The sequence below is a fragment of the Zavarzinia sp. genome (genome assembly GCF_049306435.1).
Classification (GTDB): Bacteria; Pseudomonadota; Alphaproteobacteria; order Zavarziniales; family Zavarziniaceae; genus Zavarzinia.
The window spans coordinates 1-12,440 of sequence record NZ_JBAQRT010000185.1; the positions used below are offsets into that span (position 1 = coordinate 1).

Annotated in this window: 11 protein-coding genes; 10 read left to right on the forward strand and 1 reads right to left on the reverse strand. The window is 65.2% G+C overall.

Annotated elements, in window-relative coordinates; genetic code table 11:
* Positions 1 to 7: 7 nt before the first annotated feature.
* Positions 8 to 1,219 (forward strand): radical SAM family heme chaperone HemW, encoded by a 1,212-nt coding sequence (gene hemW, locus WAZ62_RS10285; protein ID WP_422643442.1) that lies wholly within the window; start codon positions 8 to 10, stop codon positions 1,217 to 1,219.
* 3 nt (positions 1,220 to 1,222) lie between these two features.
* On the opposite strand, the gene WAZ62_RS10290 is transcribed toward hemW, so the two are convergent.
* A complete protein-coding gene (locus WAZ62_RS10290; RefSeq protein ID WP_422643432.1) occupies positions 1,223 to 2,356 on the reverse strand; it encodes a 4Fe-4S cluster-binding domain-containing protein in 1,134 nt (377 codons plus the stop codon).
* Positions 2,357 to 2,580: 224 nt separating this feature from the next.
* Here WAZ62_RS10290 and WAZ62_RS10295 point away from each other — a divergent pair, with 224 nt between their 5' ends.
* From WAZ62_RS10295 to WAZ62_RS10335, 9 genes are all read left to right on the forward strand, one after another.
* Positions 2,581 to 3,735, forward strand: a complete 1,155-nt coding sequence (locus WAZ62_RS10295) for an ABC transporter substrate-binding protein (RefSeq protein ID WP_422643433.1) — start codon at positions 2,581 to 2,583, stop codon at positions 3,733 to 3,735.
* 82 nt (positions 3,736 to 3,817) lie between these two features.
* Positions 3,818 to 4,840 (forward strand): ABC transporter ATP-binding protein, encoded by a 1,023-nt coding sequence (locus tag WAZ62_RS10300; protein ID WP_422643434.1) that lies wholly within the window; start codon positions 3,818 to 3,820, stop codon positions 4,838 to 4,840.
* Positions 4,837 to 5,778 (forward strand): ABC transporter permease, encoded by a 942-nt coding sequence (locus tag WAZ62_RS10305; RefSeq protein ID WP_422643435.1) that lies wholly within the window; start codon positions 4,837 to 4,839, stop codon positions 5,776 to 5,778. The genes WAZ62_RS10300 and WAZ62_RS10305 overlap by 4 nt, the downstream gene beginning before the upstream one ends.
* Positions 5,768 to 6,562 carry an ABC transporter permease gene (locus tag WAZ62_RS10310; protein WP_422643436.1) on the forward strand — a complete coding sequence of 265 codons (795 nt, stop codon included), beginning with the start codon at positions 5,768 to 5,770 and terminating at the stop codon, positions 6,560 to 6,562. Before WAZ62_RS10305 ends, WAZ62_RS10310 begins: the two co-directional genes overlap by 11 nt.
* 120 nt (positions 6,563 to 6,682) lie before the next feature.
* Positions 6,683 to 8,674 carry an SDR family oxidoreductase gene (locus WAZ62_RS10315; protein WP_422643437.1) on the forward strand — a complete coding sequence of 664 codons (1,992 nt, stop codon included), beginning with the start codon at positions 6,683 to 6,685 and terminating at the stop codon, positions 8,672 to 8,674.
* 80 nt (positions 8,675 to 8,754) lie between these two features.
* Positions 8,755 to 9,201, forward strand: coding sequence for a MarR family winged helix-turn-helix transcriptional regulator (locus WAZ62_RS10320; protein ID WP_422643438.1), 447 nt, complete (start codon positions 8,755 to 8,757; stop codon positions 9,199 to 9,201).
* Between the two features lie 732 nt (positions 9,202 to 9,933).
* Positions 9,934 to 10,356 carry an organic hydroperoxide resistance protein gene (locus tag WAZ62_RS10325; RefSeq protein ID WP_422643439.1) on the forward strand — a complete coding sequence of 141 codons (423 nt, stop codon included), beginning with the start codon at positions 9,934 to 9,936 and terminating at the stop codon, positions 10,354 to 10,356.
* Between the two features lie 318 nt (positions 10,357 to 10,674).
* Positions 10,675 to 11,970, forward strand: coding sequence for an urea ABC transporter substrate-binding protein (gene urtA / locus WAZ62_RS10330; RefSeq protein WP_422643440.1), 1,296 nt, complete (start codon positions 10,675 to 10,677; stop codon positions 11,968 to 11,970).
* Positions 11,971 to 12,106: 136 nt separating this feature from the next.
* The coding region (locus WAZ62_RS10335) for a hypothetical protein (RefSeq protein WP_422643441.1) at positions 12,107 to 12,440 on the forward strand (334 nt) is incomplete at its 3' end.

Below are 12,440 nucleotides of genomic sequence, written 5' to 3' on the forward strand. Positions count from 1 at the left end.
GGGTGCCATGTCCCCCCGCGCCGCCCTTCAGGGGGGAGAGGGCCGGGGTGAGGTGGGGGCCGGCGATCCCGGCGCCCTCGCGCTCTATGTCCATTGGCCGTTCTGCAAGTCGAAATGCCCCTATTGCGACTTCAACAGTCATGTGCGCGACAGCGTCGAGCACGAGATCTGGGCAAGGGCGCTGGTCGCCGAGGTCGGCCGGGTCGCGGCGCAGGCGCCGGGCAAGATCCTGACCTCGATCTTCTTCGGCGGCGGCACGCCCTCGCTGATGGCGCCGGCGACGGTTGAAGCGGTGATCGGCGCGGCGGCGAAGGCCTGGGCCTTCGCCCCCGATATCGAAATCACGCTGGAAGCCAATCCGACCTCGGTCGAGGCGGGTAAACTTCGCGATTTCGCCCTGGCCGGAGTCAATCGCGCCAGCCTCGGCGTGCAGTCGCTGCAGGAAGGCGACCTTCGCTTCCTCGGCCGGCAGCATTCGGCGGCGGAAGCCCTGGCGGCGGTCGCGGTGGCGCGGAAGACCTTTCCCCGCGTCTCCTTCGACTTGATTTATGCGCGGCCGGGCCAGACGGTCGAAGCCTGGCTTGCGGAACTGGGACGGGCACTGGCCTTCGGGCCGGATCACCTCTCGGTCTATCAGCTGACGATCGAGGAAGGCACGGCCTTCCACGCCGCAGTGCGCCGGGGCGACTGGTCGCTGCCCGAAGAAGATATTCAGGCCGCGCTTTACGAGGCGACGCAAGACGCCCTGACGGCGGCGGGATTGCCGGCTTACGAGGTCTCGAACCACGCCCGCCCGGGCAACGAGAGCCGGCACAATCTGACCTATTGGCGCTATGGCGATTATGCCGGCATCGGCCCCGGTGCCCATGGCCGCCTGTCGGCTGAAGACGGCACGGCGATCGCGACCGCCGCCTTCCGCAAGCCGGAAACCTGGCTCGACCATGTCGGCAAGGCGGGCGACGGCACGGAAACCGCGCAGGCGCTGGATGCCGCGACCCGGCTGGACGAGGCGGTGATGATGGGGCTTCGCCTGTCCGAAGGCGTGCCCGTCGCCCGGCTGGAGCGGATCGGCGGCGCCGCCCTGCCGGCCCTGATCGAGCCGAGGCGGCTGGACCGCCTGGTGACGGGCGGCTTCCTCACCCTCGGGAACGGCACCCTGACCGCGACGGCGCGGGGCCGCGCGGTGCTGAACACCCTGCTCGGCGAATTGCTGGCCTGAAGCTCAGAGCCCGGTCTCGCCCCGCCACAGCATTGTCGCGGGATCGCCGGGCACATCGAGGGCGGCCGGCAGGTCGTGATAGGTGATGTCGCGGCCGCGGTGGCGGAACAGGGCGGTGCCGGCGGCCCGGTCGCGGGCGACCAGATGTTCGCGGCGGAACTTGCCTTGCGGGCTGTCGAAGGTCAGCGCCGTCGCGTTGATCCAGCTGGGGGTATCCGCCGACAGGCGGTCGTGGATCGCGAACAGCCGGTCGAGGGTCAGGCGGAAGGCCGCCGAATGATTGATCGGATCGGGCGCGAAGATCGACAGGTTGCGCACCCCCGCCTCGTCGAGGAGACGGAGGAGAAGGGCCAGCAGCCCGGCATCGTCGTTGACGCCGCGCAGGATGGGGAACTGGTTGTACTGCCGCACCCCCGCCGCCTGGAGCCGGGCGAGAAGATCGGTGACCTCGCCGCAGATCTCGTAAGGATGGACGATGTGGTGGACGAGGCGGACGCGCGGCCGCGCCAGGAGGGTGATCTTGTCGCCCTTGTCGAAGAAGCCGGGGGCGAAGACGGCGCAGCGGGTATGGACCCGGATCGATTGCAGCTGGGGCAGCGCGCCCAGCGTATCGAGCACCAGGGCCAGCGCCCTCCGCGACAGGGTCAGCGGATCGCCACCCGACAGGATCACCTCGCGGATGCGGGGATCGGCCGTCACATGATCGACCAGCGCGGCGAGGGAGAGGGCGAGATCCGCCGGGTCCTCGCCATGCATTTCGGTCAGCACGTCCTGACGGAAGCAATATTGGCAATGGGCGGCGCAGACCGGCGTCGCCAGGAACAGCACCCGGTCGGCGTATTTCTGGATGATTGCCTTCGACGCTGTCTTCATGTTGCTGCGGTCGTCGACGAAATCCGCCACCTCGCCGGGCGCCCGGGTGGAAAGCCGCGCCGCGTCGGGATAGACCACCCTGTGCAGCGGCCCCTCGGTATGGCCGAGGGCGGCCAGTTCCGCCGCCAGCTTGTCGGCATAGAAGCGCGTCACCTTGATCGGCAGCAGATGGGCCGATGCCGCCAGCCGGCCATAGGCGGCATTCAGCACCGCCTGTTCGGCGGGGCCGGTGCGGGGCGGCAGGGCGGGCAGGGGCAGGGCCAAGGATCACGTCTCCGAAAACAGGGCGGGTTTTACGCCGGGGCGGCCCGGACGGCAAATGCCATGGCTGCAAGTCCCGGCCCCGGAAAAGTTTCGGTCTGCTTCAACCGCTGTTTCGGCATTTTTGAATTGGCGGCGGCCCCTGACCTCGGCTCATACTGACAGCCGTGCCGGGATGCGTTCTTTCCCGGTGGGAAAGACAGACGCGAAGCGTCGGGGGTGAGGCCATGAAGAAGCTGATGGTTGCCGCCTGTACGGTGGCGGTGCTGGGGAGCCTGGCGGGGGCGGCCTTGGCCGCGACGCCGACCAAGATCGGCAAGGGCGAGGGTTTCGTCGATATCGTCGCCTGGCCCGGCTATATCGAACGGGGCGAGACCGACAAGGGTTACGACTGGGTCACGGGCTTCGAGAAGGAGACCGGCTGCAAGGTGCGGGTGAAGACCGCCGGCACCTCGGACGAGATGGTCGCCCTGATGAACGAGGGCGGTTTCGATCTGGTCACGGCGTCGGGCGATGCTTCCTTACGCATGATTTCCGGCAAGAAGGTGCAGGAAATCAACACGGCGCTGATCCCGAGCTGGAAGGCCGTCGACCCGCGCCTCGCCGACGCGCCCTGGCACACGGTGGACGGCAAGCATTACGGCGTGCCCTACCAGTGGGGCTCCAACGTCCTGATGTACAACACCACGGTCTTCAAGGAAGCGCCCAAGTCCTGGAGCGTGGTGTTCGAGGCCATGGACCTGCCGGACGGCAAGCCCAACAAGGGCCGGGTGCAGGCTTTCGACGGCCCGATCTATATCGCCGATGCCGCGCTCTACCTGATGAAGCACAAGCCTGAACTGGGCATCAAGGACCCCTACGAGCTGACCGAGGACCAGTACAAGGCCGCCCTCGACCTGCTGCGGGTCCAGCATGGTCTCGTCTCGCGCTACTGGCATGACGCCATGGTGCAGGTCGACGACTTCAACAACGAAGGCGTGGTCGCCACCTCGTCCTGGCCGTTCCAGGTCAACCTGCTGAAGAGCCAGAGCAAGCCCGTCGCCTCGACCATCCCGGAAGAAGGCGCCACCGGCTGGGCCGACACCACCATGATGCATGTCGATGCCGAGCATCCGAACTGCGCCTACATGTGGATGGAATATTCGCTGCAGCCCAAGCTGCAGGGCGATCTCGCCGCCTGGTTCGGCTCGGTGCCGGTCGTGCTCGCCGCCTGCAAGGGCAACGAGCTGCTGACCGACGAGGGCTGCGCCACCAACGGCCTGAACGACTTCGAGAAGATCCACTTCTGGCGCACCCCGGTTTCCAAGTGCAAGAGCCAGGACGCCTGCGTGCCCTACTATCGCTGGGTCACGGATTACATCGCCGTGCTCGGCGGTCGCTGATCGCCCGCTGAAACCGCGTCGCCCCGGCGAAAGCCGGGGCGATGTCGTCCGGTTCCCCTTCCAGCAATTCCGTGTGTCCTGAATGACATCTGCCGCGCCCGCCGTCCGCTTTCGCGCCGTCACCCGCCACTTCGGCCCCGTGAAGGCCGTCGACGGTGTCGACCTCGAGATCGCGCCCGGTGAATTCTTCTCGATGCTGGGGCCGTCCGGCTCGGGCAAGACCACCTGCCTGCGGCTGATCGCCGGTTTCGACCAGCCTTCGGCCGGCGAGATCGAGATTTTCGGCGTGCCCTCGGCCGGGGTGCCGCCCTATGCGAGGGCGGTGAACACGGTGTTCCAGGACTACGCCCTGTTCCCGCATATGAATGTGCTCGACAATGTCGCCTATGGCTTGATGGTGCGCGGCGTCGGCAAGCGCGAGCGCCACGCCCGGGCGGCCGAGGCCCTCGCGCTGGTGAAACTGGGCCAGCATGGCGAGCGCAGGCCCGTCCAGCTCTCGGGCGGGCAGCGGCAGCGCGTGGCGCTGGCCCGCGCCCTCGTCAACCAGCCCCGGGTGCTGCTGCTCGACGAGCCGCTGGGCGCCCTCGACCTCAAGCTGCGCGAGGAAATGCAGGTCGAATTGAAGGCGCTGCAGAGGAAGCTCGGCACCGCCTTCGTCTTCGTCACCCACGACCAGGGCGAGGCCCTGTCCATGTCCGACCGGGTGGCGGTGTTCAACGAGGGCCGGATCGTCCAGGTTGGCCCGCCGGAAGAAATTTACGAGCGGCCGCGTACCGATTTCGTCGCCCGTTTCGTCGGCGGCTCCAACGTCCTGCCCGCCGCCGTGGCGAGAGGCATCGGCGGGCCGGACGCGCCCTGTTCCCTGCGGCCGGAAGCGATCGTGCTGCTGACGGGGCCGGCGCCCGAGGGTCATGCCGCGCTGACCGCCATGATCGAGGACGCGCAATATCACGGTGCCGCCCGCCGCCTGCTGGTCACCGTGGAAGGCGCGGACCTTCGCCTCGCCGTCTCGATCCCGGCGAGCGAGGGGGGCGGATTCGGCCCCGGCCAGACGGTAACCCTCGGCATTCCGCTTTCCGCCCTCTGGGCGATGGAGGCGGCATGACCGCCGCCGCCCTGCCGGCCCCGCGCGGCGGCCTGCTGCGCGGCCTGTCGGACTTCCTGCTGCGGCGGCCGGGGGCCTATCTCGCGCTCCTCCTAGTGCCGCCGCTGCTCTGGCTCGGCATCATCTATCTCGGCAGTCTGTTCGCGCTGCTGACCAACAGCTTCTTCTCGATCGACGAATTCTCGGGGACCATCGACCACACGCTGACCCTGTCGAGTTACGGCCAGCTCCTCCAGCTCGCCAATCTCGACATCGTGATCCGCACGGTGCTGATGGCGGCGGCGGTGACCGTCGCATCGGCCGTCATCGCCTTTCCCATCGCCTATTACGCGGCGCGTTACGCGAAGGGGCGGATGAAGGCGGTGTTCTATCTCGCGGTCATGATGCCGCTGTGGTCGTCCTATCTCGTGAAGGTCTATGCCTGGAAGCTGATCCTGGCCAAGGAAGGCATCGTCTCCTGGGTCGCCGACACGCTGGGCGTCACCGTCGTCCTCGACGGCGTGCTGGCCTTGCCGGTCATCGGCGGGCCCAGCCTGTCGACTTCCTATATCGGCACCTTCCTCGTCTTCACCTATGTCTGGCTGCCCTATATGATCCTGCCCCTGCAAGCCTCGCTCGAGCGGGTGCCGGGCAATCTCGTGGAGGCATCGGAGGATCTGGGGGCGCATCCGCGCCAGACCTTCCGCCATGTCATCCTGCCGCTGGCCCTCCCGGGCATGATCGCGGGCTCGATCTTCACCTTCTCGCTAAGCCTCGGCGATTACATCATTCCGCAGATCGTCGGCGGCTCGAACCTGTTCATCGGCCAGGCGGTGCTGATCCAGCAGGGCACGGCGGGCAATGTCCCGCTCGCCGCCGCCTTCACCGTGGTGCCGGTCGCGATCATGGGCCTCTATCTCTGGGGCGCGAAGCGGACGGGGGCTTTCGATGCGCTCTGACCGGGCATCCCGTCCCCTGAAACTGGCGGCGCTGGGCGGCTTGCTGTTCCTCCATGTGCCGCTGCTCTTCGTCTTCCTCTATGCCTTCACGACCGAGGAAAAATCCTATCAGTTCCCGCCGCCGGGGCTGACGCTGAAATGGTTCGGCGTCGCCTTCGCCCGGCAGGACATCTGGGATGCCATCACCCTGTCGCTGAAGGTCGCGGCGCTGGCGACGACGGTCGCGCTCGTGCTCGGCACGCTGATCGCGGCGGCGCTCGCCCGGCGGCAGTTCTTCGGGCGGGAGGCGGTCTCGCTCCTCGTCATCCTGCCGATCGCGCTGCCGGGCATCGTCACCGGCATCGCGCTCCGCGCCGCCTTCAACCTGATGGAGATCGACTATGGTCTCCTCACCATCATCCTCGGCCATGCCACCTTCTGCATCGTCGTCGTCTACAACAACGCGGTGGCGCGCTTCCGGCGCCTGTCGGGCAGTCTCGTCGAAGCCTCGATGGACCTCGGCGCAGACGGCTTCCAGACCTTCCGTTACGTGATCCTGCCCAATATCGCCACGGCGCTGCTGGCGGGCGGGATGCTGGCCTTCGCCCTGTCGTTCGATGAAGTGATCGTGACCACCTTCACCGCCGGCCAGCAATCGACCCTGCCGATCTGGATGCTGTCCGAACTGGTGCGGCCGCGTCAGCGCCCCGTGACCAATGTGGTGGCGGTCTTCGTCATCCTGGTGACCTTCCTGCCCATCCTCGCCGCCTATTACCTGACGCGGGACGAAAGCCAGTACAAATAACGGTATCGCTTGCCGTTCGCGGAAAGCGATTTCCTCTCCCCTTTCGCTCCTGCCGGTGTCTAATCTTCGTGCTGCACGGGTGGACACACACCCGGCACAGGGAGATACCGGGGGAGAGGCATGAGCTATTTCGTCACCGGCGGCACCGGGTTCCTGGGCCGCAATCTGATCGACGCCCTGCTGAAGCGTGACGGCACCATCTATGTCCTGGTGCGTTCGGGGTCGAAGAAGAAACTGGAAGCCCTGAAGGACGAACGCTGGTCCCGCGATGCCGCGCGCATCGTCGGCGTCACCGGCGACCTCGGCAAGAAGCGGCTCGGCGTTTCGGCCGCCGAGATCGAGAAGCTGAAGGGCCAGATCGGCCATGTCTTCCATCTCGCCGCGATCTACGACCTGACCAACGAGGATCAGGAGGCGCAGGTCAAATCCAACGTCGAAGGCACGCGGAACGCGGTCACCTTCGCCGAGGCGGTCGGCGCCAAATCGTTCCACCACACTTCGTCCATCGCCGCCGCCGGCCTTTACGAAGGCTATTGGCGCGAAGACATGTTCGAGGAATGGGCGGCGGACGATCACCCCTATTACCGCACCAAGCACGACAGCGAGAAGATCGTGCGCGAGGAATGCTCCATCCCCTGGCGCATCTATCGCCCGGGCATCGTCGTCGGCCATTCCGAGACCGGCGAGATCGACAAGATCGACGGCCCCTATTTCTTCTTCAACCTGATCCTGCAATTGCGCCGGGCCATTCCGCAGTGGATTTCCCTGCTGGGCATCGAGGGCGGCCTTCTCAACATCGTGCCGGTCGACTACGTGACGAAGGCGATGGACCATATCGCCCATAAATCCGGGCTCGACGGCCGCGCCTTCCACCTGACCAACCCGAAGCACAATAGGGTGGGCGAGGTGGTCAATGTCTTCGCCAAGGCGGCGGGGGCGCCGCAATTCTCCATGCGGGTGGACAGCCGGGTGTTCGGCTTCGTGCCCGCCGGCATCCGCGCCATGCTGGCCGGCCTGCCGCCCATCCGCTCGATCATCGACACGGTGCTGGGCGGCTATGGCATTCCGCGCCAGGCCCTGAAGTTCTTCAACTACCCGACCAAATTCGACAATCGCGATACGGCCAAGGCGCTGAAAGGCAGCGGCATCGAATGCCCGCCGATTCAGGATTACGCCGGCTTCGTCTGGGATTACTGGGAACGTCACCTCAATCCCGAACTGCACCGCGACCGCTCGCTGGCCAGCTCCGTCGCCGGCAAGGTCGTCGTCATCACCGGTGCGACCTCGGGCATCGGTCTCGAGACGGCGAAGAAAGTGGCGGCTGCCGGGGCCATCACCGTCATCTGCGCAAGGAAGCAGGAGGAGCTGGACGCGGTCCAGGCCGAATTGCGCGCGGCGGGCGGCAATGTCCACGCCTATTCGGTCGATGTCGCCGAGATGGACAGCTGCGATCGTTTCATCGCTGCCGTGCTCAAGGACCATGGCCATGTCGACGTGCTGGTGAACAATGCCGGCCGCTCGATCCGCCGCTCGGTCAACCTGTCCTACGACCGCTTCCATGATTACGAGCGGACGATGGCGGTGAATTACTTCGGTGCCCTGCGCCTGATGATGGGCTTCCTGCCGGTGATGTCGTCGCGCAAGACCGGCCACATCGTGAATATCCTGTCGATCGGCGTGCAGGTGAACCAGCCGCGTTTCTCGGCCTATGTCGCGTCCAAGGCCGCGCTCGGCGCCTTCACCCGCTGCGCCGCGCCCGAGTTCCATCACCGCAACGTCAGCTTCACCAATATCTACATGCCGCTGGTGCGCACCCCGATGATCGCGCCGACCAAGATGTACGACAATATCCCGACCCTCTCGCCGGACGATGCCGCCAACCTGATCGTCAAGGGCATCGTCGACAAGCCGAAGCGGATCGCCACCCGTCTCGGCACCATGGGCGAATTGCTGTGGGCGGCGGCGCCGGATGTCACCAACATCCTGTTCAACACCACCTATCGCCTGTTCCCCGACAGCGCCGCGGCAAGGGGCGAAAAAGTGGCCGACGACGGCGCCCCCTCGACCGAGGCGGTGGCGCTGGCGGCCCTGACCAAGGGCCTGCACTGGTAGGACGGGCAAGGGCTTGCGCGCAACCCCTCGCGCGCAAGCCCATTGCGCCCTATATAATGGTCAGGCAAAGGAATACCGCCATGACCGACCAGCCGAAACTCTCCCTCCGCCTCGACGACCAACTGTGCTTCGCGCTCTATTCCGCGTCGCATCTGATGACCAAGGCTTACCGGCCGATGCTGACCGCGCTCGGCCTTACCTATCCGCAATATCTCGCGCTGCTCGTTCTGTGGGAGGCGGATGACCTGACCGTGGGTGCGTTGGGCGAGCGGCTGTTCCTTGATTCCGGCACGCTGACGCCGCTCCTCAAGCGGCTTGAAGCCCAAGGCCTCGTCGAGCGTCGCCGCGACCCCGCCGACGAGCGCCAGGTCCGCATCCGCCTGACCGAGGCTGGCCGCAAGCTGGAGGCGGAAACCCAGCGTCACTATGAAGCCATGGTCTGCGGCCTTGGCGTGTCGGGCGCCGAGGTGACGGCCCTGCGCGCCGCCGTCGCCGCCTTCCGCGCGCAACTGGCCGGCGGTTCTTAAGGGCCCCCGTTTTCTCGTCATTCCGGCGCAGGCCGGAATCTTTCGCCGGCAAGGTATCCCCTCGTTCAAAGGCTCCGGCCTTCGCCGGAGCGACGAGCATCTTTATTCGTCCAATAAGGCAAAGCGACCTTAGTTGAGTCGGCGTGAGTTTTCGCCGCGTCCACGATCCGATTCTCGTTTTGTACCTGAAACGCGAAGGTTATTGCGGCGCCGAGTTCATCCCGGTCGGGCAAAATCTATATATTCCAATAACTTAGCGCGCGAACACAATATATTGCGTGCCGCCTTCGAATCTAAGACGATAATCTCCGATGGTTGCCGTCATTCCTCCTGTTGCTCCAAGCGCTCTCTAGCCGCGGGGCGCAATGGGGCTCCCCGGAGCACTGGGCTTTACCCCAGCACTCCAAGGAGGAATACGACATGCGTATTGCTTGTGCTTGGCCGAAAGCGGTGGCGGTTACGGACTACTTCCGCTTTCGATGCGGCAAATGGGAGCATGTACGCTCTCACTGCCGTTCTTATCCCAGCCGGTGACACGGCATTAGGATAAGGGCAAGGCGACGGCAACCATCACCTAAGCACATTGAATCACATCAAGATTCCGCTGTCGATGGCAATTCGAGCGCGATGCCGGGCGCTCTGCAACAGCAGAGTGGGTGACGCGGTATTTATATATTGTGTTCAATTTAATTGTGCGATATATAATCCGCCATCGACAACGGAGTGCCTCTCATGCCCGACAAGATCCTCTATACCGCCCATGCCACCGCCACCGGCGGCCGCGAAGGTGTCGCCGCCAGCGACGACGGCCGGCTTTCGGTCACCCTCTCCACCCCCAAGGCCCTGGGTGGCAACGATGGTCCGGGCACCAATCCCGAACAGATGTTCGCCGCCGGTTATTCCGCCTGCTTCCTCGGCGCGCTGAAATTCGTCGCCCGCACCGCCAAGATTGCCCTGCCGGAGACGACGACGGTATCCGGTGCCGTCGGCATCGGCCCGATCCCGACGGGTTTTGGTATACAGGTCGCGCTGACCATCGCCGCGCCGGGCGTCGACAAAGCCGTGCTCGAGGATCTGGTGGCCAAGGCCCATGTGGTTTGCCCCTATTCCAACGCCACGCGGGGCAATATCCAGGTCGATTTGACGGTTGCCTGACATTTTTGTATACAGGCGAAGGGATACCGCCGCTCGAAAAGGCGGCGGTATCCAATGGTCATAAATTAGGCTCACACTGCGCCAATTTGCGTATTGCTGCCTTTATTTTGACCAATTCTGAACGCGGCCCCGCCAGGCGGCCGGCGCGACAAACCCCCTGAATCCCCGCTGGCGGCATGACTCCCATGCAGCGGGATCGCTTGGCACATGTCTTGCCTCATCCCCCCTGCCCCGTGCCGGTAGCCAGATCCGACGCGAGGCGTCTTGGCCGCGACCGGCGGCCGGATTCGGATCCTGCAGGGGTTGGGGGTTTAACGAATGTCGACAAGGTTCACGAAATGGCTGGCCGGGGCGGTCCTCGGCGCAACCGCGATGGTCGGCGCCACCGTTGGCGCCCGGGCTGAAGAGACCATCAAGATCGGCGTTCTGCACTCGCTTTCCGGCACCATGGCGATCAGCGAGACCACGCTGAAGGACGTCATGCTGATGCTCATCGACGAGCAGAACAAGAAGGGTGGCGTTCTCGGCAAGAAGCTCGAGGCGGTCGTCGTCGATCCGGCCTCCAACTGGCCGCTGTTCGCCGAAAAGGCCCGCGAGCTGATTTCCGTCAACAAGGTCTCGGCCGTGTTCGGCTGCTGGACCTCGGTGTCGCGCAAATCCGTGCTGCCGGTGTTCGAGGAATTGAACAGCATCCTGTTCTACCCGGTGCAATACGAGGGTGAAGAATCCTCGCGCAACATCTTCTACACCGGCGCCGCCCCGAACCAGCAGGCGATCCCCGCGGTCGACTATCTCGCCGCCGAGGAAGGCGTGAAGCGCTGGGTTCTCGCCGGGACCGACTATGTCTATCCGCGCACGACCAACAAGATCCTCGAGGCCTATCTGAAGGCCAAGGGCGTCGCCGCCGAAGACATCATGATCAACTACACGCCGTTCGGTCATTCCGACTGGCAGACGATCGTCGCCGATATCAAGAAATTCGGCTCGGCCGGCAAGAAGACCGCCGTCGTCTCGACCATCAACGGCGATGCCAACGTGCCGTTCTACAAGGAACTCGCCAACCAGGGCATCAAGGCGACCGACATTCCGGTCGTCGCCTTCTCGGTCGGCGAAGAGGAACTCGCGGGTCTCGACACCTCGAACCTGGTCGGTCACCTCGCCGCCTGGAACTACTTCATGTCGGTCGACGTTCCCGAGAACGCCGATTTCATCAAGAAATGGCAGGCCTATACCCACAACCCGAAGCGCGTGACCAACGATCCGATGGAAGCCCATGTCATCGGTTTCAACATGTGGGTCAAGGCGGTCGAAAAGGCCGGCACCACCGATCCGGACGCGGTCATCGACGCGCTGATCGGCGTCACCGTGCCCAATCTGTCGGGCGGCTTCTCGGCGATGATGCCGAACCACCACATCACCAAGCCGGTCCTCATCGGCGAGATCAAGGCCGACGGTCAGTTCGACATCGTGTCGCAGACCAAGGGCCTGATCGTCGGCGACGAATGGTCGGATTACCTCGAAGGTTCCAAGGACCTGATCTCCGATTGGCGCGCGCCGCTGAAGTGCGGCAACTTCAACGTCGCCACCGGCAAGTGCGGCGGCTCGGGCAAGTAATCGCCAGCGCGGCCTGAGTTCGTCTGCTTCTGGTCTCCTCCCTCGACTTGGCAACCCCGGGCGGCATCGTCCGCCCGGGGACTTTTTTCAGGTCGGGACTCACGAGTGTTGATTGTTGTCGAGAGGCGGTCGGTCCATGGTAATTTCGACACTCTCGCGGTTACGGCGCTTCTGCCTGATCGCGATGGCGATCCTGACCCTGGCCGGTGCCGGCGCCATCGGGCAAGCCCGGGCGCAGGACGTTCAGGAAGCCCTGAAACTCTTCGCCGGTTCCTATGACGATATCCAGAAGGGTATCGAGGCGCTGGCCGTCAGCGGGCAACCGACGGCGATCGAAATTCTCCAGGCTCTGTCCGACAACCGGCTGATCGTCGGCGCGGATGGCAGCCTCGTCTACAAGGACGCGGCCGGCGCGCTGCACGACGCCGCGACCGGCGCTGTCGTCGCGGTGGAACCGCCGGGCGCCAAGC